The organism is Neisseria sp. DTU_2020_1000833_1_SI_GRL_NUU_006 (assembly GCA_032388755.1).
Classification (GTDB): Bacteria; Pseudomonadota; Gammaproteobacteria; order Burkholderiales; family Neisseriaceae; genus Neisseria; species Neisseria sicca_C.
This window is the reverse complement of the sequence record CP135593.1, coordinates 938,903-960,157: the sequence shown is the minus strand read 5'-3', so window position 1 is coordinate 960,157 and position 21,255 is coordinate 938,903. Positions and strand designations below refer to the sequence as shown.

The following is a 21,255-nucleotide window of genomic DNA, read 5'->3' as shown; positions in this document are numbered from 1 at the left end:
AATGAACCGCCCGCAAACCTCCATCATCCCCGATCACGCCCAAGCTGGCATATTCATCGAAGCCGACATCCGCGACGGCCGCTACGACGACATCAAAACCGCCTGCCGAAGCTCGCTTGAAGCCTTGGCAACCCTCAAAACCCGCTTTCCAGAAGATATTTTAGGCATGACCATCGCCTTCGGCAGCGACGCATGGAAAGCGTTCGGACACGCAGAAGAAGGCGGCGAAATCAAGCCCTTCCCAGTCATGGGCAACGGCCTTGCCCCTGCGACCCAACACGATATCTACATCCACATCCAAGCCTACCGCCAAAACGCTGCCTATGCACTCGCACAATCTGTCTTTTCAGCGTTTGGCGACAGCATCGATGTCGCCACCGAGGAACACGGCTTTCGTCTGTATGAAGAGCGCGGACTGGACGGCTTCGTCGATGGTACCGAGAACCCGCAAGGCGATGAAAACGTCTGCAATGTCGCCATTATCCCCGAAGGTCGACCCGATGCCGGCGGCAGCTACGTCCTGCTGCAAAAATACCTGCACGACCTGAAAAAGTGGGATGCCGTCCCCGTTGCCGAACAAGAAGCCAGCATCGGCCGCAGCAAAGAAGCCAACGAAGAATTAAGCGAAGACGTGCGCCTGCCCGAATCGCATTTGGGCCGTGTCGATTTGCAAGAAAACGGTGTGGACCTGGAAATCGTCCGCCGCAGCCTGCCTTTCGGCAAAATCAGCGGCGAACACGGCCTGATGTTCACTTCCTACTGCAACACCCTGCACAACATCGAAGCGCAGCTCTTGAGCATGTTCGGCGACACCGACGGAAAAACCGACCTGCTGCTCAAGCATCTTTCCACCGCCGTGTCCGGCGCATATTACTACGCCCCTTCGGTCGAGCGTTTGCAGGATTTGTAAAACCGCGTTGCCGATGTGAAATATTGAAGCCCTAAGACGAAAGGTCGTCTGAAAACCCATAATCAGGTTTTCAGACGACCTTTTCATCACTTTATCTCAATCTACACTCAAATCAGGCAAATACCAGCCTGCCACCCTCTTCTTTCACATGAATCGTGCTGTCGGGCGCGTATTTGCCTTCGAGCAACGCCATGGCCAGCGGGTTTTCGATTTCCGACTGGATGGCGCGTTTGAGCGGGCGTGCGCCGTACACGGGGTCGAAACCGGCTTTGGCAATCAAATCCAAGGCGGCATCGTCCACTTTCAGGTGCAGGTGCTGCGCTTCCAAACGTTTTTCCAAACCTTTGAGCTGGATTTTCGCAATGTTGCGGATATTCTCCTGATCCAGTCCGTGGAACACGACCACTTCGTCGATGCGGTTGATCATTTCTGGGCGGAAGTAGGCTTTCACTTCTTCCATCACCGCTTCTTTCACGGCTTCATAGTCCTGCGTACCCATTTGTTGAATGTGCTGGCTGCCGATGTTGGAAGTCATGACGATGACGGTGTTTTTGAAATCCACGGTGCGGCCTTGTCCGTCGGTCAAACGACCGTCATCCAATACTTGCAGCAGGATGTTGAACACGTCAGGATGGGCTTTTTCCACTTCGTCCAAAAGAATCACGCTGTACGGTTTGCGGCGGACTTGTTCGGTCAGGTAGCCGCCCTCTTCGTAGCCGACATAACCCGGAGGCGCGCCGATCAGGCGTGCAACGGCGTGTTTTTCCATGTATTCGGACATATCGATACGAATCAGATGATCTTCGCTGTCGAACAGGAAGCCTGCCAAAGCTTTGCACAACTCGGTTTTACCCACACCGGTCGGGCCTAGGAACAGGAAGCTGCCGTAGGGTTTGTTCGGATCGGCAAGACCGGAGCGGCTGCGGCGGATGGCGTCGGACACGGCGCGCACGGCTTCGTCTTGACCGACCACACGGCGGTGCAATACTTCTTCCATTTTCAGCAGCTTGTCGCGTTCGCCTTCCATCATTTTGGACACAGGAATGCCGGTCATACGCGATACGATTTCAGCCACTTCGTCCGCGCCGACTTCGGTGCGGAAGAGTTTGTTTTGTTTTTTGCCGTCGGGGTTGCTTTCTGCCGCCTGCAACTGTGCACCTAATTTCGGCAACTCGCCGTATTCTAGTTCGGACGCACGGGCAAAGTCACCTTGGCGTTTGGCCTGCTCGATTTTGACTTTGATGTCGTCCATCTGTTTCTTGATGTCGGCGGTGCTGGAAGACGCGGCTTTTTCGGCTTTCCAGATTTCGTCCAAATCGGCGTATTCTTTTTGCAGGCCGTCGATCTCTTCGTCTATCAGCTCCAAACGTTTTTTGCTGGCGTCGTCGCTTTCTTTGGCAACGTGCATTTTTTCCATTTTGAGCTGGATGATGCGGCGGTCGAGTTTATCCATCTGCTCGGGTTTGCTGTCCAGCTCCATTTTGATGCGGCTGGCAGCTTCGTCAATCAAATCAATCGCTTTGTCGGGCAGGAAGCGGTCGGTGATGTAACGGTCGCTCAATTCTGCGGCGGCAACGATGGCGGGGTCGGTGATGTCGATGCCGTGGTGGATTTCGTAACGTTCCTGCAAACCGCGCAAAATGGCGATGGTATCTTCCACACTGGGTTCTCCGACCAATACTTTTTGGAAGCGGCGTTCGAGTGCCGCGTCTTTTTCGATGTATTGACGGTATTCGTCCAAGGTGGTCGCGCCGATGCAGTGCAGTTCGCCGCGCGCCAAAGCCGGTTTCAACATATTGCCCGCATCCATCGCGCCGTCGGTTTTGCCAGCACCGACCAAAGTATGGATTTCGTCGATGAAAATCAGGGTGTTGCCGTCGTCTTTCGCTAAATCGTTCAACACGCCTTTCAAGCGTTCTTCAAATTCGCCGCGGTATTTCGCGCCGGCAATCAATGCTGCCAAGTCCAAAACCAGCAGGCGTTTGTTGCGCAGGGATTCAGGCACTTCGCCGTTGACGATGCGCTGCGCCAAGCCTTCGACGATGGCAGTTTTACCCACGCCCGGCTCACCAATCAGCACGGGGTTGTTTTTGGTGCGGCGTTGCAGCACCTGAATCGCACGGCGGATTTCGTCATCACGACCGATAACGGGGTCAAGTTTGCCGTCGCGGGCGCGCTGGGTCAGGTCGAGCGTGTATTTTTTCAACGCATCGCGTTGGTCTTCGGCATTGGCATCGTTCACGTTTTGTCCTCCTCGTACCGCGTCAATCGCGGCATTGATATTTTGTTCGGTCGCGCCGGCTTCTTTCAGGATTTTGCCGGTCGCATCGTTCTGCTGCACCAAAGCAAGCAGGAAAAGTTCGCTGGCGATATAGGCATCTCCGCGTTTGGTTGCGGCTTTGTCCATCAGGTTCAACACTGCCTGCAATTCGCGGCTGGGCAGAATATCGCCTCCCTGACCGGACACTTTCGGCAGGCTGTTTAAATGCTGCTGCAAACGCTGTTTCACCTGCGGCACGTTCACGCCCGCATGGGCCAACAGCGCGGCGGCTCCGCTGTTTTGGTCGTCAAGCAGGGCTTTCAGTACAAAGCCCGCTTCCAGATAGCTGCTGTCCGCAGCCAACGCCAAACTCTGAGCTTCTGCAAGGGCTTGTTGGAATTTGGCGGTTAATTTGTCGAATCTCATCTTTAGGTTTCCTTTCTTCTGAAACGAATATCTTTCTAATAAACGCTATATAGTGTCGCCTGTGGATAACTCAAGAGAAAAATTTACCAAAATATTAAAAAATATAGTATCAATCTGTTTTTAAAATAGATTACATCAGAAAAAGCTGTGAATAAGTCGGTATGCCCACTATAAAAAGGTCGTCTGAAAACTCGTTGGGAATCAGGTATAATCAATCCCTATTTCATTTTCAGACGACCTTGAGCCATTAAGGATATCCCCATGAGCAAGAAACGCGTCCTCACCGGCGTAACCACTACCGGCATCCCGCATCTGGGCAACTACGTCGGCGCCATCCGCCCCGCCGTCCGCGCGGCGCAAAACCCCGATACCGAATCCTTCCTCTTCCTCGCCGACTACCACGGCATCATCAAATGCCACGAGCCGGAGATGATTCACCAATCTACCAAAGCCGTTGCCGCCACTTGGCTTGCCTGCGGACTCGACCCCGAGCGCACCACCTTCTACCGCCAAAGCGACATTCCCGAAGTGATGGAATTGAACTGGATTCTGACCTGCATTACCGCCAAAGGTCTGATGAACCGCGCCCACGCCTACAAAGCCGCCGTGCAGGCAAATATCGAAAACAATCAGGAAGACCCTGACCACGGCGTAGAAATGGGCCTGTACAGCTACCCCATCCTGATGACCGCCGACATCCTGATGTTCAACGCCAACGAAGTGCCCGTCGGCCGCGACCAAATCCAACACGTCGAAATGGCGCGCGACATCGCCGGCCGCTTCAACCACCGCTTCAAAGAAGTCTTCACTCTGCCCGAAGTGAAAATCGACGAAAACGTCGAACTCTTGGTCGGCTTGGACGGACGCAAAATGTCCAAATCCTACGGCAACACTATTCCGCTTTGGGAAAACGACAAGAAAACCCAAAAATCGGTCAACAAAATCATTACCAACATGAAAGAGCCGGGCGAGCCGAAACAGCCCGACGAAAGCCCCTTGTTTGAAATCTACAAAGCCTTCTCCACGCCGTCTGAAACCGCAGAGTTTACGCAAATGCTGGCCGAAGGCTTGGCATGGGGCGAAGCCAAAAAACTCTTGGCCGCCAAAATCAACGCCGAGCTGGCAGAACCGCGCGAACGCTACAACGCGCTGACCGCCAATCCTTCGCAAATCGAAGACATCCTGCAGGCAGGTGCCGCCAAAGCGCGCAAAGAAGCACGCGAACTGCTGGACCAAGTACGCGACGCCGTCGGCATCCGCCCATTGAAGTAAATCTCAAAAGGTCGTCTGAAAAGCAGTCCGCTATTTTCAGACGACCTTTTCCTGTTTAAAACAAGGAATATCCGATGAAAGCCTTTCCGATTCTCTTATCCGCCCTCCTGCTTGCCGCCTGCGGCAAATCCGAAGCTCCTGCCGAGCCCGCCCAAAATGCCGCCGAAGCTGCGCCAAAACCCGCGTTTAAAGTCAAATACATCGACAACAACGCCATCGCAGGCTTGGATTTAGGTCAAAGCAGCGAAGGCAAAACCAACGACGGCAAAAAACAAATCAGCTATCCGATTAACGGCTTGTCCGAACAAAACGTCATCCAACTGATCGGCAACCACCCCAACGATTTGGAAGTCATCAGCGGCAAATGTATGGAAACCGGCGACAAAGGCGAGCCTTTGGGCTGGACTGAAAACGGCAAATGCCATGCCTTGTTTGCCAAACTGGTCGGCAACATCGCCGAAGACGGCGGCAAACTGACAAGCTACCTCCTCTCCCACGCTGCCCTGCAACCGTATCAGGCTGGCAAAAGCGGTTATGCCGCCGTTCAAAACGGCCGCTACATCCTCGAACTCGACAGCGAAGGAATGTTCTACTTCCGCCGCCGCCACTATTGATCGAGCGGGTGCCGCCCATGACCGTACACACCTTAATCCGCACCCTGCCTAAAGCCGAATTGCACGTCCATATCGAAGGCACGTTCGAGCCGGAATTGATGTTCGCCATCGCCGGACGCAACGGCGTTTCCATTCCCTATGCGGATGTAGACGCCGTGCGCCGCGCTTACGATTTTCACAACCTCCAGTCCTTCCTCGATATTTACTACGCTGCGGCGGCAGTCTTGCTCCACGAGCAGGATTTTTACGACCTGACCACCGCCTATTTCGCCCGCTGCCGCGAGGACAACGTCGTCCACACCGAAATCTTCTTCGACCCGCAAACCCATACCGCGCGCGGCGTACCGTTTGAAACCGTCATCAACGGCATTACCCGCGCCCGTCTGGAAGCGCAGGAAAAATGGGGCATTTTCAGCAGGCTGATTATGTGTTTCCTGAGGCATTTGAGCGAAGAGTCCGCGTTTGAAACGCTTGCCCAAGCACAGCCTTTCAGACGACATATCGACGGCATCGGGCTGGATTCGGGCGAACTCGGCAACCCGCCCTCGAAATTCGAGCGCGTCTTCGCCCAAGCCCGCGCGCAAGGTTTTCCCGCCGTCGCCCATGCCGGTGAAGAAGGCCCGCCCGAATACGTTTGGGAAGCGTTGGATTTACTGAAAGTCGTCCGCATCGACCACGGCGTGCGCTCTGAAGAAGACGAACCGCTTATGCAGCGCCTGATTGCCGAGCAAATGCCCCTGACCGTCTGTCCATTGAGCAACCTCAAACTAAAAGTCGTCGGCGACCTGTCCCGGCACAACCTGCGCCGCATGCTTGAGCGTGGCGTATTGGTTACCGTCAATTCAGACGACCCCGCCTACTTCGGCGGCTATCTCAACCAAAATTTCATCGAACTTGCTGACGCATTGGATTTGAATGAAGCAGACATCCGCACCTTGTGCAAAAACTCGTTCAAAGCCTCGTTTTTAAACGAGGAAGAAAAAGCAAAACGGTACGCCGAAATCGACGGCATCCATGTTTAGACACAAAGCCGACCTGAAAAAGCAATCCGGTCGGCTTTGTTCTCGGTTAAAATGCGAACCGTATAAACATCGAACTTCCTTTCAGACGACCCTTCTAAATAAAAATATCGTTTCAGCGAAAAAGGTCGTCTGAAACGCCCTCAAGAATGAAAAAAATCCATCTCATCCTTATGCTTCCGGTTTTTCTGACAGGTTGCGCCGGCCTGCCCTCACTGGACGATCGCCCTGAAAGCCACTACCTCGACATCCGTTCCGCCCCGCGCATGGATGCCCTGCTCAACACCGCCACTGCCAAAACCGGAGGCGATATTTCCAATGTCTATCTGCTCAACGACGCGCACGAAGCCTTCGTCGCCCGCGCCGCCCTGATTGAAGCCGCCGACCACACCCTGGACCTCCAATACTACATCTGGCACAACGACATCTCCGGCAAACTCATGTTCAACCTGATCCACCGTGCCGCCGAACGCGGCGTGCGCGTGCGCCTGCTGCTGGACGACAACAACACCAACGGTCTGGACAACGTCCTGCTCGCCCTCGACAGCCATCCCAATATCGAAATCCGCCTGTTCAACCCCTTCGTCCGCCGCAAATGGCGCGCGCTGGGTTATTTGACCGACTTCCCGCGCCTCAACCGCCGGATGCACAACAAATCCTTCACCGCAGACAACCGCGCCACCATCCTCGGCGGGCGCAATATCGGCGACGAATATTTTAAAGTCGGCGAAGACACCATCTTTGCCGACCTCGACATCCTCGCCACCGGCCGCGTCGTGACCAAAGTTTCTCAAGACTTCGACCGCTATTGGGCAAGCCATTCCTCCTACACCGTCGCCAGCATCATCAAAAAAGGCGATATCGAAAAAGGCTTCCAAGAGATGGGTTACGACGACAAAGACAAAAGCGATACTGTCAACCGTTACCGCAGAAGCATTGAAGAGTCCGAACTCTACCAAAAAATGCAGAGCAACAGCATAGACTGGCAAAGCGTTCATACCCGCCTGATCAGCGACGACCCCGCCAAAGGGCTGGACCGCGACCGCCACAAACCGCCCATTTTCGACCGCATGCAGGACGCCCTGAAAACGCCCGAAAAAAGCGTCTATCTCGTTTCGCCCTATTTCGTTCCCACCAAATCAGGCGTACGCGCGCTCGACCAACTCGTCAAAAACGGCGTGGACGTAACCGTCCTGACCAACTCGCTCCAAGCGACCGATGTCGCCGCCGTCCACTCAGGCTACGCCAAATACCGCAAACCAATGCTCAAAGCCGGTGTCAAACTCTACGAGCTGCAACCCAACCACGCCGTCCCCACCACCAAAGACCGCGGTTTGACCGGCAACTCCGCCACCAGCCTGCATGCCAAAACCTTCATCGTGGACGAGAAACGCGTCTTCATCGGCTCATTCAACCTCGACCCGCGCTCCGCCAGACTCAACACCGAAATGGGCGTCGTCCTCGAAAGCCCCAAAATCGCAGGCGAAATGCAGCGCACCCTCGTCAATACCACCCCCAAATACGCCTATCAGGTTACCCTCGACAAATACAACAAACTGCACTGGCACGACCCCGCCACCCAGAAAACCTACTCCGCCGAGCCGGAAGCCAAATTCTGGAAACGTGTTACCTCCAAAATCTTTTCCTTCCTGCCGATAGAAGGATTGCTGTAAAAACCAACAAAAGATCGTCTGAAAACCTGTATTTCAAGTTTTCAGACGATCTTTAATCTATCCGTATCGAATTATTTGCCGGCTTTCACGCCCTGCCATTGGCGGACCATGAATTTCAAAATGGTGGGCTGGATAGGAACCATGATGAAGCTGTTTTTCAAATCTTCGTCGCTCGGGAAAATGGTGCGGTCGTCCCTGAACTCGGCTTCCATCAATTCGCGTGCGGGTTTGCTGGAAGGGGCGTAGGTGACGAAATTGCCGTTTTTCGCGGCGACTTCGGGGTCGAGGAAGTCGTTGATGTATTTGTGGGCGTTGGCGACGTTTTTCGCATCTTTCGGGATAACGAAGGAGTCCACCCAAATCCCTACGCCTTCTTTGGGCATCATGACGCGGATTTTTTCCTTGCCGCCCGCTTCTTCGGCACGCCGTCTGGCGATGTTCAAGTCGCCGCCGAAGCCGATGGTGACGCAGGTATCGCCGCGAGCCAAGTCGTCGATGAAGCCGGACGAGGTAAAGCGTTTGATGTTGGGGCGGTTTTTCTTGAGCAGCTCGGTTGCCGCTTTGATGTCTTCGGTATCGTTGCTGTTGGGGTTTTTACCCATGTAGTTCAACACCATAGGATAAATTTCTGCCGCGCTGTCCAAGTAGCTAATGCCGCATTGTTTGAGCTTGGATGTGTATTCGGGGTTGAACACCAAATCCCATTGGTTGTCCGGCAGTTTGTCCGTGCCCAAGGCTTTTTTTACGCGCTCGGTATTGATGGCGAAGGTGTTGGTTCCCCAATAAAACGGAACGGCGTATTCGTGGCTCGGATCGACGCCTTCCATCAGTTTCATCAATTCGGGATTGAGGTTTTTATAGTTGGGAATCAGGGATTTGTCGATTTTTTGATAAGCACCTGCCTTAATCTGCCTGCCGACGAAGGTATTGGACGGGCCGACGATGTCGTAGCCCGATTTTCCGGTCAATACTTTACTTTCCAGCGTCTCATCGCTGTCGTACACGTCGTAAGTTACCTTGATACCGTTTTTCTTTTCAAAATCGGCGACGGTTTCGGGATCGACGTATTCCGACCAGTTGTAAATCCTCAATACATTTTGGTTTCCCGCCTGACCCGCTTTGTCGGAGGTGTTTTTATCCGAACCTCCGCAGGCGGCGAGCATGACGGCGGTCAGGGCGATGAGTGGCAGATGTTTGGTCATTATCATTCCTTACATATCGGGTGGAAGGGAAAGTAAGGGATTATAAATCAGGCACGCACTATCTGATAGCAATTTCCATTGGGGCGATAGTCGGAAGGTCGTCTGAAAGTCCCTGATTCAATAGCTAGAAACAAGGTTTTGCGGTAATATAGCACCCATTTTCTTTCCACAATTACATACGGCCGGGAAGGTCGTCTGAAACCTTTTTAGTAGAGACATCGAAACATCATGAAAACCTCCGAACTACGCCAAAAATTCCTAAAATTCTTCGAATCCAAAAACCACACCATCGTCCGCTCTTCCAGCCTCGTGCCGCACGACGACCCGACGCTGCTGTTTACCAACGCCGGTATGAATCAGTTTAAAGACGTATTCCTCGGCTTTGACAAACGCCCATACAACCGCGCCACCACCGCGCAAAAATGCGTACGCGCAGGCGGCAAACACAACGACTTGGAAAACGTCGGCTACACCGCCCGCCACCACACCTTCTTTGAAATGATGGGCAACTTCTCCTTCGGCGACTACTTCAAACGCGACGCGATCCACTTCGCTTGGGAATTCCTCACTTCCCCCGAATGGCTGAACATCCCCAAAGAAAAACTCTTGGCGACCGTATATGCCGAAGACGACGAAGCCTACAACATTTGGCTGAACGAAATCGGTATGCCTGCCGAGCGCATCGTCCGCATCGGTGACAACAAAGGCGCGAAATACGCGTCTGACAACTTCTGGCAGATGGGCGACACCGGCCCCTGCGGTCCGTGTTCCGAAATTTTTTACGACCACGGCGAAGAAATCTGGGGCGGCATTCCCGGCAGCCCTGAAGAAGACGGCGACCGCTGGATTGAAATTTGGAACTGCGTATTCATGCAGTTCAACCGCGACGAGCAAGGCAATATGAACCCGCTGCCCAAGCCGTCCGTCGATACCGGCATGGGCTTGGAGCGCATGGCGGCCGTGATGCAGCACGTCCACAGCAACTACGAAATCGACCTGTTCCAAGACCTGCTCAAAGCCGTTGCCCGCGAAACCGGCGCGCCGTTCAGCATGGACGAGCCGAGCCTGAAAGTCGTTGCCGACCACATCCGCTCCTGCTCCTTCCTGATTGCCGACGGCGTGATGCCGTCCAACGAAGGCCGCGGCTATGTCCTGCGCCGCATCATCCGCCGCGCCGTGCGCCACGGTTACAAACTCGGTCAGAAACAGGCGTTTTTCTACAAACTCGTTCCCGATTTGGTGAAAGCGATGGGCGACGCGTATCCTGAGTTGAAAGAAAAACAAGCTCAAATCGAAGAAGCCCTGAAAAACGAAGAAAGCCGCTTTGCCCAAACTTTGGAAACCGGCATGGCTTTGCTGGAAAACGCATTGGCCAAAGGCAGCAACAAACTGAATGGCGAAATCATCTTCAAACTCTACGACACCTACGGTTTCCCATACGATTTGACCGCCGACATCTGCCGCGAACGCAATATCGATTTGGACGAAGAAGGCTTCAACCGCGAAATGGAAGCCCAACGCGCCCGCGCCCGCGCCGCGCAAAACTTCAAAGCCAACGCGCAACTGGACTACACAGGCGCGGACACCGAGTTCACAGGCTACGAAAAACGCAGTCAAGAAACCAAAATCATCGCCTTATACAAAGGCAGCGAAGCCGTGGACGAACTCCAAGCGGGCGAAGCAGGAGTGGTTGTTTTGGAACAAACCCCGTTCTACGCCGAAAGCGGCGGCCAAGTCGGCGACGTAGGCTTTATCTTCGCAGGCGAGAACCGCTTCCGCGTTGAAGACACGCAGAAAATCAAAGCCGCTGTACACGGACAATTCGGCGCAGTCGTATCAGGCCGTCTGAAAGTGGGCGATGCCGTATCCGCCGAAATCGACAACGACATCCGCGACAGCATCATGCGCAACCACAGCGTTACCCACCTGATGCACAAAGCCCTGCGCGATGTTTTGGGCACACACGTTGAACAAAAAGGCAGCCTGCAAAACGCCGAGCTGACCCGCTTTGACATCTCCCATCCGCAAGGCATCAGCGCGGAAGAAATCGCCGAAGTCGAACGCCGCGTCAATGCCGCGATTATCGCCAACGTGCCCGTCAAAGTAGAAACCATGTCCATTGAAGACGCGCAAAAATCCGGCGCCATGATGCTCTTCGGCGAAAAATACGGCGATTTCGTCCGCGTCATCACCATGGGCGAATACTCTACCGAACTGTGCGGCGGCACCCACGTCGCCCGCACCGGCGACATCGGCTTCTTCAAAATCATCAGCGAAGGCGGCATCGCCGCAGGCATCCGCCGCGTAGAAGCCATTACCGGCCTTGCCGCGCTGGCATGGGCGCAAAACCAAGAAAGCCTGATGAAAAACATCATCTTTGAGACCAAAGCCCAAACCGAAAAAGACGTACTCGCCAAAATCCAAGCCAACGCCGCAAACGCCAAAGCCTTGGAAAAAGAGTTGGCAAAAGCTAAAGCCGAACTCGCCGTCCACACAGGCGCAAAACTCTTGGACAACGCTAAAGACTTGGGCGCAGCCAAACTCGTCGCTGCCCAAATCGAAGCCGACGCAGCCGCCCTGCGCGAAATCGTTACCGACTTAACCGGCAAATCCGACAACGCCGTGATTCTTTTGGCGGCAGTGAACGACGGCAAAGTCTCCCTGTGCGCCGGCGTATCCAAAGCTCTGACCGGCAAAGTGAAAGCCGGCGATTTGGTCAAATTCGCAGCAGAACAAGTCGGCGGCAAAGGCGGCGGCAGACCGGATTTGGCACAGGCAGGGGGTACGGATGCTTCTCAAGTCGGCACGATGCTGAATTCGGCAGAAGGCTGGGTAAACAGTAAGCTGAGTTGATGAGTGATGTATTAAGTTAAGTAGAGAAGGTCGTCTGAAAAATTTTTCAGACGACCTTCTTAGTAAGATATATAGATATTAGGATAAATTTTTTGAGATTTTTCCTTTCCTAATATAGCAGATTAAGGCAATACCCCAAGTATTTAGGAAAATTCAATGATGATATTGGATCATGGCTTAAGCTCTGCTTGTTATATCTACTCTCATACAAAAATACAGTGCCATTGAGCAAGATGTGAAGTAATATGGAGCTAAGACTTACTATGTATTATTTTTCAATGTCAGTAGTAGATTGCAGGAAAGAATAAAGGCATACCCTAATAAATCATTCGCTAAGCCTTCAAATTTTCTGCATGACACAATTTCATTTATTTTATAATCTTCTAATACAATAACTCCTAATAATTCTCTTTTTTCCGCGTTAGTGTAAATATACCCTTGAATAATTTTTTTATATTGTGGTTCTAACTCTTTATTTCCTGTAATACCAGATTTATTCAGAATATTTTTTAATATCGTATCAACATCAGATACTTTTCCATTTTTATGGACGATAATATGACGAAATTGTTCAATCATCTTTACATAAAAAAAGAGATTCTTTCCAGTCTTATTATTTTTCTCATCTATTTTAATATTTGGGGTTTTATCTCTAAATTTTACAATAATTTTATTAACATATTTTTTTAATTCCATATTATCCATATCCCCTTCTTTATCTTTATCAAGGCGGAGATGCTTTATTTTAAAGTGATGACAACATATCTTATATAGATCAATAATATACTCTTCAAATAATTCATATCCATCAACTAACAACCACTGATATTGTTTATTTCTATGAATGTAACATTGCTCAGCATATTCTTTGTAATCAAATTGATTGTTTCTATGTAATTCAGTTTTCCCTGTATAAGGATTTATAAAATAGTAATTTTCAATATTTGTAGGTAGAGTCCATTTTTCAGTAAGATCAAGATTTAATTTATCAAAGTTGGCTTGTTTTTTTGATAATTCGTTTAAAAAACATTCAAATGTTCTAGATGTGATACGATAAGAGAGTTTTAATTTTGCTATTTGATCTAAAAAATTTTCATATCGCTCTTTTAACTTGTCATACATATTAAGCTCTTTCTTCTGTCCAATTAAATGATACATTCTCTTTAAACTTTACAAGATTGACAAGTGTAGTAAGCAGTAGCCTGCATTCTTCCACATCTCACCCCATCAATCCAAATCAAGAAAGCCCCAACCCATGCCCTACAACCGCCAAAAAATGGAAAACGCCCTGCTTGCCCTAATCGGCGCATTGGAATTTGAAGACGGCCGTTTTTGGAAAGGCTACGATTTTGACCTGCTCAATAGCCTGCACGAACAAGGCTTAATCAGCCAGCCTTGGGGTAAAGCCAAATCCGCCTATCTCACCCCTGAAGGTTTGGAAAAAGCCAAAGCCTTGGCAGAAGAGATGTTTGGCGGAGAATCGGATTTGTAGCAAGGTTGTGCGGACATTGGCTTTATGTTGCCTGCGCCGAAGCAAACGTAGCTTGGATCATAACCCAACAAAACTTTATATTGCCCGTAATCTCAAAGCTGCCCGAGAAATAATTTTCAGACGACCCATCTTTATCAAAAGCAGCCTGTACTTTCAGCAAACCTTAGCCCCTTCCAACCGCGTGCATAGGCTACGCCATACGCTGTGCACCGGTATATCCAAAGCCATGACCGGAAAAGTGAAAGCCGGAGATTTTGTCAAATTCGCAGCCGAACAAGTCGGCGGTAAAAGCGGCGGCAAACTGGATTTGATACAGGCCGGGGAACGGATACTGCAAAACTGCCTGAAATACTGTGAAGCGTGGAAGACTGGCTAAGCGGCAAGTTGTTTGATTAACATAGAGAAAAGAGGTCGTCTGAAAAAATTTCAGACGACCTCTTTCGAAACTATAAAGGAAACCATATGAACCATGACATTATCAGGGTACGTCTCCAAAAAATTCAACGCACAAGAAAATTACTTCAAATAGCTGTCTTTGCATCCACCGACACCAATTATGCGGCAAACACTGAATTGTTGGACAAATTTACTAAGATTTAGAAAAATCCATCGACGCGGATTTATTCGGCACGCCCGATTTGCGCCTTGCCGCCAACGGCATCGACTTTATGCGCATGATGATGCGCGAGGAAGACCCGGATACTTTGTTTTTCAACCGCAAACTGCAAATTGAAGGCGATACCGAACTTGGGCTGATTACCAAAAACCTGCTCGACAGCGTGGACTGGCCGTTCGGCGATTGGTTTTTGAAACGGCAGTTGTCCGATTGAACGCAGGGTTCACACATTTGGATTTGAAGTGCAAAGATTTTCCAAGCAGGAAGTCCAGTGCACATTAGTGAGATCAGGAATCAAATGAAAATACTAATGAACCGCTTTGACAGTATTTTTTGAAAGGGAGGATTTCAGGCAAATTTAGACATGTCCTGGTACACCATATACAGTAGTGCCGAACAACACACCTACATAACTGTTGTGTTATCCAGCACCAAATGAGGTACTTATTAAACGGGTCTGCTCAATTAAATCAGATGTTGCACTTAAAACCTAGATCCTCCAACTACTTTGCTCATCTATCGTAACAGAGCAAACTTAGCGCCTATAATGTTGTTGCATATGTTCTATCCAGAATTCGGCATTCTCAATCCCGGCTACACGCGGGTCGAATACCGGATCGAGACCGGCTTTTTTCTGGCGGTCGTAATCATGCAGCGCACGTAAGGCGGGTTTACTGAGAAATACGATAGCAATCAGGTTGAGATAACACATGCTGCCGAAGCCTATATCACCTAAGCCCCACATCAGGCTGGCGGACTGTACGCTGCCGGTAAACACCACCGCTAAAAACACCAACCGCAGAATCATACTGAGTATTGGGTATTTCAGCTTTTGGTCGAGATAGAGCAGCGCAGTTTCGGCGATGTAGTAATAAGCCAGCAGGCAGGTAAAGGCAAAGAAGAAGATACCGACCGCCACAAATGCGCCGCCGAAATTACCGAACACAGTACCCAATGCAGCCTGCGTGTAAGCAGAGCCGGCTTCCACGCCGGGAATATTTTCCACAAGCGGCGTTTTCATGCCGACCGGATGTACGTTATACATACCGGTAATCAGAATCATGATAGCGGTGGAGGTGCAGACAATCACGGTATCGATATACACCGAAAAGCCTTGCACCAAACCTTGTTTCACAGGATGGCTTACTTCAGCGGCAGCCGAGCTGAACGTTGCTTCGCCTGCACCGGCTACGTTTGAGAACACGGCGCGACGCACCCCCCAGGAAATCGCGCTACCGACAATTCCGCCGAATACCGCGTCCGTACCGAATGCGCTACCGATGATCAGGCTTAAGGTTTCGGGGATTTTCGAGGCGTGGTTTACCAATACAATCAACATCAGACCGACATAACCCACAGCCATCAGCGGAATGATACTGTCGGCGGCACGGGCGATGCGTTTGGTGCCGCCAAAAATCAGAAACGCCAATATCATGGAAACTGCAGCACCGGTGCTCCATGCAGGCAGTGCGAAGGCGTTCTCAAACGATGTAGCAATGGTATTGGCCTGAATGCCCGGCACTAACACGCCGTAGCTCAGGAAAATCACTACGGCTACCAGCATGGCAAAGGCTTTCATCTTTAAGCCGCGCTCGATGTAATAAGGAGAGCCGCCGCGGTATTCCGTACCGACTTTGGTTTTATAAATCTGCGCCAAAGTGGATTCTACAAACGCGCTGGCACCACCCAACAGAGCCATCACAATCATCCAAAATACAGAGCCCGGACCGCCCGCGGCAATAGCGGTCGCTACGCCGGCGATGTTGCCGACACCAATGCGTCCCGACAGCGACATGCAGAATGCCTGAAACGAAGAAATACCCGCACCGGACTCCTGCTTTTCATTCAGCAGGCGGATCATTTCGGGCAAATAGCGGAATTGCACTCCTTTAGTAATAACGGTGAAATACAGACCAACGGCTAAAGCCAGATAAACCAAGCCGTTGCCCCAGATATAGTCCACCAGCGTACTGACGATCTTTTCCATCTCTTCTCCTTTGCGGTTTTATAGTGGATTAACTTTAAACCAGTACGGCGTTGCCTCGCCTTGCCGTACTATCTGTACTGTCTTCGGCTTCGTCGCCTTGTCCTGATTTAAATTTAATCCACTATATGTTGTTATCTAAGGTCGTCTGAAAAAAGGTTTGGCTTGGTAAAAGCTGCCAGTTTCAGACGACCTGAGCTTTATTTTGTGTTATTCCATAAACCAAATGGTTTTTGCCTGCGTGTATTGCTCAAACGCTTCCACGCCTTTGTCGCGACCGCCGAAGCCGGATTGTTTGTAGCCGCCGAACGGTGTAGCAATACTGCCTTCCGAAAAACCGTTTACCGATACCGTACCTGCCTGAATTTTGCGGGCAACACGGTGGGCGCGGCTTACATTGGATGTGTAGAACGAAGCGGCCAGACCGTAATCCGATTGGTTTGCCAAACGGACGGCTTCTTCTTCGCTACTGAATGTGGTTACCGCCAGCACTGGGCCGAATATTTCTTCATTAAACACTGTCATGTCCGCAGTTACACCGTCGATAATCGCCGGATCAAAATACCAGCCTTCGCCGGTTTGACCGCCGGTGATCAGTTTGCCGCCCTCTTTCAGCGCGGTATCGAAATAACGGCACACCTTATCAAAATGAGCTTCTTCCACCATCGGACCGAGGTTGGTTTCAGGCAGGCGTGGATCGCCGACTTTCCAGCCTTGCTTGAGGTCGTCTGAAAGTTTGGCCAGCAGGGCATCTTTGATACTTGCTTCCACAATCAGGCGCGAACCGCAGCTGCAATTTTCACCCATATTCCAGAACGCGGCGGCTAAAATCAACGGTATCGCTTTGTCTATATCCGCATCGGCAAACACGATTTGCGGACTTTTGCCGCCGCATTCCAAGACGATTTCTTTCAAATTGCTTTGCGCCGAATATTCCAAGAAATAGCGTCCGACTTCGGTCGAGCCGGTAAAGGCCACCATGTCCACATCTTGATGCACACCCAAAGCCTTGCCGACCGTTTCCCCCAAGCCGCAAACCAGCGTCAGCGCTGCTTCAGGCACGCCCGCTTCATGCGCCAGCTGCACCATGCGGTAGGCGCTCAGCGAAGTCAGTTCGGCAGGTTTTACAATCACCGAATTACCCGCCGCCAAAGCAGGTGCCACTTTCCATGCAAACATCTGCGCGGGGAAGTTCCACGGCAACACTACGCCGACCATGCCGACCGGCTCATGCACAATCAAACCCAGCGCGTCGTTGCCGGTGGGGGCGACGCGGCCAAAGGCTTTATCTACATATTCTGCGTAGAAATAAAAGGTCTCAATGGTGGCGGGCATATCGGTGTTGATACACTCGCTGATGGGCTTGCCCGCGTCGATACAGTCCAACGCTGCCAGCTCTTCGGCGTGTTCTTCAATCAACTGCGCCCAACGCAGCAGTACGGCACGTTTTTCAGATGGGCTTTTGCCTGCCCAAAGGTCGTCTGAAAACGCAGAACGCGCGGCGCGTACGGCGGCATCTATATCCTGTTCGCTCCCGTCGGCGATGTAACCGATGAGTGAATTGTCGATGGGCGTGCGGTTTTCCAGCTTTCTGCCCGAATCGGCGTGGTTCGGAATCAAATTCCCCGCCCATAGGCTGCCTGCTTTGGCGGCCTCGAAGATTTGTTCAATGGTTTTCATACTGCGGCTCCTTTATTTCAACAATGCCGTAAACTCGGCGGCTTCCTGCATGGTCAGATTGTGCAGCGGCAGGCGCACTTTTCCGGCGGGTTTGGTACCGTTTAAGCAGCCGATTTTAGCTTTTTGGTTGTAGTCGCCCGACTCCATCGAATGCAGGGCGGGATAAAGGTCGGTAAGAATCTGGCGGGCTTTATCCCAATCTTGGGCTTGGGCAGCGTTAAACAGGGCAACCTGCTCACCTGGGAACACATTGGCCGCACCTGCAATCCAGCTTTTCACACCCCAGAAGAAGAAATCCAAAGGTTGGTCGTCGCAGCCGCACACGACTTGGAAGTTGTCGAATTTCGCCTGGATCATACGCAACGCGTTAGAGAAATTACCGGTGCTTTCTTTGATACCGACGATGTTGGGATGTTTCGACAAATGCACCACAGTTTCAAATTCGAGTTCTACGCCGATACGCGCGGGAAAGTTGTAGAGAATAATCGGCAAGTCGGTTTTAGACGCCACATATTCAAAGTGCTCGATAATGCCTTGCTGCGACGGCAGGCTGTATGGCGGCGCCGACAACATCAGCCCGTCGTAGCCTAATTCTTTAGCTCGGGCGGCGCGTTGTGCAGCCACTTCGCTCGACATATCGCTGACACCGGCAATCAGCGTACAACGGCCAGCAGCGGCCTTCACGATGGTGGTCAATACGGTTTCGCGTTCGGCTTCCGACAAAGCGTAATACTCACCCGTGGTGCCGCAGGCTACGATGCCGCGCACGCCTTTAGCAATAAACGCGTCCACCAATTCGGCCAGCAGCGTGGTATCCACTTGATTGTCGGCGGTAAACGGGGTAACGATGGGAACTAAAATACCTTCGATATTCATATGTTTCTCCTCTTGAGATGAATCGTGATTCGGTTTGCTCGCTTCAGAAACGGCTAAAACGGTAAGGGCTTAAATCTATTGCAGGCTGTTCTCCAAAATACAAGGCTTTCACCAGTTTTGCGGTGAGCGGTGCTTGGGTTAAGCCCAAATGCTGATGCCCGAACGCCAGAAAAATGTTTTCTTTTCGGTCGATTACCGGCAGGGAATCGGCAATCGACGGTCGAAAACCCATCCACGACACGGCACCTTGCCGGTTCAGACGACCTTTGAGCATAGATTCTGCCAAGTGAAAGAGCTGCTGAGCCCGTTCCATATTCGGCGGTGCATCCAGCCCGGCAAACTCCACTGTACCGGCCAGGCGCAAGCCTGCGTTCATGGGCGTCATGATGAATTTGCGCTCAAAGCTGCTTACCGGCACGTTCAAAATATTTAGGCTTTGCGGCAACATCAGGTGGTAACCGCGTTCCGCATCAAGCGGTACGTCGCTGCCGCACAGTTTTTTCAACCATGGTTTAGAAAACGCACCGGCAGCAATCACCACATGTTTGGCTTCAAACGCCTTACTACCGCCTATGATGCGGAACAGGTCGTCTGAAAATAATTGGATATCGGAAACGTCGGTATGTTCACTGATCGTACCGCCCGCCTGTATGAAAGCGTGCTGTAAATCAGCCGCCATACCTGCCAAATCGACCACATGACCGGTATGAGGGTAAAACAGCGCACCGCGTTGCGTATCGGCCAGCGCAGGTTCGCGTTCATGCAGACCGGCATAGTCAAGCCATTCGTTGACCACACCTAATTCATTCAACACCCTGCCGTGTTTCTGTAACGCTGATTGCCCGTTTTCGGTTTCGCACACCAACAGCGAACCGTCGATACGGATATGTTGTTCCACTCTCCATTCTTGTGCAAACTTCCTCCATGCAGCCAAAGCAAGACTGTTTAGTGCCATCAGGGCGCGGTGGCTGTGCTGGAAGCGTTTGGGCGTAAGGTTGTACAGCAGGCTGAACAGCCACGGCGTGATTTTAGGCAGGTATTTCCAGTCCAGCCGCAACGGTCCAAGCGGGTCGAGCAGCATTTTCGGCAGTTGCTTGAGCACGTCCGGCGATGCAATCGGAAACACCTGCTCGGTGGCGATATGCCCGGCATTGCCATAAGATGCGCCTCCGCATACAGTGTCCCGCTCTAACAACAGTACGCTTTCGCCGCAACGCTGCAATTCCAGCGCGATGCTCAATCCGACGATGCCGCCACCAACCACGGCTGCAGAAAAAATTTGGCTGCTCATGATGTTTCAATTCCGTAGCGGAACGGATCATCCGCGTTTACAAAAATTTCCGATGCCGCATGAATATGTGCCTCTCCCTTGATGGTGGGGATTATCAGACCTTCCGAATGAAGGTCGTCTGAAAGTGTTTCATAAGAAGCAGCAAAGCGGCTGCCGATTATGCTTTCCTGCACCCACTCTTTTTCAGATGGCCACACGCCGTCTGCAGCCAAACAGGCCATCTTCGCGCTGGTGCCCGTGCCACAAGGCGAGCGGTCGTAAGCTTTGCCGGGACAGAGCACAAAGCTGCGGCTGTCTGCAGTATCGGTTTTCCCGAACAGCTCGATGTGGTCTATTTCCTGCCCGTCTTTGCCGCTAATGCCCTGCGCATTCAGCGCGGTGCGGATGCGCCATGAAATATCAGTCAATTGCTCCAGATTGTCGGGCGAGATGGTGCAGCCGTGGTCATTCACCAAGAAAAACCAGTTGCCGCCCCAAGCAATATCGCCGGTGATGCTGCCAATGCCCTCAACGTCAAGCGACACGTCTTTACGGTAGCGGTAGGCCGGTACGTTGCGCACGCTGACCGAGCCGTCTTCATACAACGTGCAGCGTACATCGCCCACCGGCGTTTCGATGATATGCGTGCCGATATCAATGCGTTTGAGGTGTTGCAGCGTTTTAATCAAACCGATGGTGCCGTGGCCGCACATACCCAAATAACCGCTGTTGTTAAAGAAAATCACGCCGGCGACAGAAGTAGGGGCTTGCGGCTTGCACAACAACGCCCCGACCAAAACTTCCGAACCACGCGGCTCCAAAATCAGCGCACGACGCAAATGGTCGAAACGTTTGGCAAAATCGGCACACTGCTCCTGCAAACTGCTGCCGAAAAGCTCGGGAAATCCGTCATACACTACACGGGTCGGCTCACCGCCGGTATGGGAGTCAATCACGGAAAAAGTATATTCGGTATGCGGCATAGCAAAATCCTATCGCTAAAAAACTTCCGTTAACCTTACAAAATCGCTGCTGCCGCCGTCTTGATGAATTTCCCGTTTTTTATGCGGAAATGTGCACACTCAGACACACTTAAAACAAAAAATGC

General features: G+C 51.7%; 15 protein-coding genes and 3 pseudogenes. 9 read left to right on the top strand and 9 right to left on the bottom strand.

From position 1 onward, the window contains the following. The first annotated feature begins 1 nt into the window (after position 1). Complete coding sequence (locus tag RSJ68_04665) at positions 2 to 910, top strand: Dyp-type peroxidase (GenBank protein ID WNU98020.1); 909 nt, start codon at positions 2 to 4, stop codon at positions 908 to 910. A gap of 112 nt (positions 911 to 1,022) precedes the next feature. Here RSJ68_04665 and clpB read toward each other — a convergent pair whose 3' ends face one another. Further along, positions 1,023 to 3,596: an ATP-dependent chaperone ClpB gene (gene clpB / locus RSJ68_04660; GenBank protein WNU98019.1), complete on the bottom strand. Its 2,574-nt coding sequence runs from the start codon at positions 3,594 to 3,596 to the stop codon at positions 1,023 to 1,025. Between the two features lie 261 nt (positions 3,597 to 3,857). Between clpB and trpS the strand changes: the two genes are divergently transcribed. The 4 genes from trpS to RSJ68_04640 all read left to right on the top strand — a co-directional run bounded on the left by trpS (position 3,858) and on the right by RSJ68_04640 (position 8,174). Continuing rightward, the gene (gene trpS, locus RSJ68_04655; GenBank protein ID WNU98018.1) at positions 3,858 to 4,868 is read left to right on the top strand and encodes a tryptophan--tRNA ligase; all 1,011 of its coding nucleotides are present in this window, start codon (positions 3,858 to 3,860) and stop codon (positions 4,866 to 4,868) included. A 74-nt stretch (positions 4,869 to 4,942) separates the two neighbouring features. Beyond that, positions 4,943 to 5,482: a hypothetical protein gene (locus RSJ68_04650; GenBank protein WNU98017.1), complete on the top strand. Its 540-nt coding sequence runs from the start codon at positions 4,943 to 4,945 to the stop codon at positions 5,480 to 5,482. 17 nt (positions 5,483 to 5,499) lie between these two features. Continuing rightward, positions 5,500 to 6,504, top strand: a complete 1,005-nt coding sequence (locus RSJ68_04645; GenBank protein ID WNU98016.1) for an adenosine deaminase — start codon at positions 5,500 to 5,502, stop codon at positions 6,502 to 6,504. A gap of 146 nt (positions 6,505 to 6,650) precedes the next feature. Next, positions 6,651 to 8,174: a phospholipase D family protein gene (locus RSJ68_04640; GenBank protein WNU98015.1), complete on the top strand. Its 1,524-nt coding sequence runs from the start codon at positions 6,651 to 6,653 to the stop codon at positions 8,172 to 8,174. 71 nt (positions 8,175 to 8,245) lie between these two features. Here the strand turns inward: RSJ68_04640 and RSJ68_04635 are convergent, their stop codons facing one another. Beyond that, positions 8,246 to 9,376 (bottom strand): polyamine ABC transporter substrate-binding protein, encoded by a 1,131-nt coding sequence (locus RSJ68_04635; GenBank protein WNU98014.1) that lies wholly within the window; start codon positions 9,374 to 9,376, stop codon positions 8,246 to 8,248. Between the two features lie 228 nt (positions 9,377 to 9,604). Here RSJ68_04635 and alaS point away from each other — a divergent pair, with 228 nt between their 5' ends. Next, positions 9,605 to 12,229 carry an alanine--tRNA ligase gene (gene alaS / locus RSJ68_04630; GenBank protein WNU98013.1) on the top strand — a complete coding sequence of 875 codons (2,625 nt, stop codon included), beginning with the start codon at positions 9,605 to 9,607 and terminating at the stop codon, positions 12,227 to 12,229. A gap of 261 nt (positions 12,230 to 12,490) precedes the next feature. Here alaS and RSJ68_04625 read toward each other — a convergent pair whose 3' ends face one another. Further along, complete coding sequence (locus tag RSJ68_04625) at positions 12,491 to 13,351, bottom strand: hypothetical protein (protein ID WNU98012.1); 861 nt, start codon at positions 13,349 to 13,351, stop codon at positions 12,491 to 12,493. Positions 13,352 to 13,484: 133 nt separating this feature from the next. On the opposite strand from RSJ68_04625, the gene RSJ68_04620 reads away from it, so the two are divergent. The 3 genes and pseudogenes from RSJ68_04620 to RSJ68_04610 all read left to right on the top strand — a co-directional run bounded on the left by RSJ68_04620 (position 13,485) and on the right by RSJ68_04610 (position 14,551). Further along, entirely contained in the window at positions 13,485 to 13,721 is a 237-nt protein-coding gene (locus RSJ68_04620) for a DUF6429 family protein (protein WNU98011.1), read from the top strand. A 181-nt stretch (positions 13,722 to 13,902) separates the two neighbouring features. Further along, a pseudogene (locus RSJ68_04615) lies at positions 13,903 to 14,078 on the top strand (DHHA1 domain-containing protein). 242 nt (positions 14,079 to 14,320) lie between these two features. After that, positions 14,321 to 14,551 (top strand): annotated as a pseudogene (locus tag RSJ68_04610) (SCP2 sterol-binding domain-containing protein). Positions 14,552 to 14,872: 321 nt separating this feature from the next. On the opposite strand, the gene RSJ68_04605 reads toward RSJ68_04610, so the two are convergent. The 6 genes and pseudogenes from RSJ68_04605 to RSJ68_04580 all read right to left on the bottom strand — a co-directional run bounded on the left by RSJ68_04605 (position 14,873) and on the right by RSJ68_04580 (position 21,130). Next, the gene (locus RSJ68_04605) at positions 14,873 to 16,324 is read right to left on the bottom strand and encodes an alanine/glycine:cation symporter family protein (protein WNU98010.1); all 1,452 of its coding nucleotides are present in this window, start codon (positions 16,322 to 16,324) and stop codon (positions 14,873 to 14,875) included. Positions 16,325 to 16,345: 21 nt separating this feature from the next. Continuing rightward, positions 16,346 to 16,456, bottom strand: a pseudogene (locus RSJ68_04600) (IS5/IS1182 family transposase). 75 nt (positions 16,457 to 16,531) lie between these two features. Beyond that, entirely contained in the window at positions 16,532 to 18,001 is a 1,470-nt protein-coding gene (locus RSJ68_04595; GenBank protein WNU98009.1) for an aldehyde dehydrogenase, read from the bottom strand. A 12-nt stretch (positions 18,002 to 18,013) separates the two neighbouring features. Continuing rightward, positions 18,014 to 18,877, bottom strand: coding sequence for a 4-hydroxy-tetrahydrodipicolinate synthase (gene dapA / locus RSJ68_04590; GenBank protein ID WNU98008.1), 864 nt, complete (start codon positions 18,875 to 18,877; stop codon positions 18,014 to 18,016). Positions 18,878 to 18,920: 43 nt separating this feature from the next. Then, on the bottom strand, positions 18,921 to 20,168 hold the full coding sequence (locus RSJ68_04585; GenBank protein ID WNU98007.1) for an FAD-dependent oxidoreductase: 1,248 nt from the start codon (positions 20,166 to 20,168) through the stop codon (positions 18,921 to 18,923). Next, positions 20,165 to 21,130: a proline racemase family protein gene (locus RSJ68_04580; GenBank protein WNU98006.1), complete on the bottom strand. Its 966-nt coding sequence runs from the start codon at positions 21,128 to 21,130 to the stop codon at positions 20,165 to 20,167. Before RSJ68_04580 ends, RSJ68_04585 begins: the two co-directional genes overlap by 4 nt. Positions 21,131 to 21,255 lie beyond the last annotated feature (125 nt).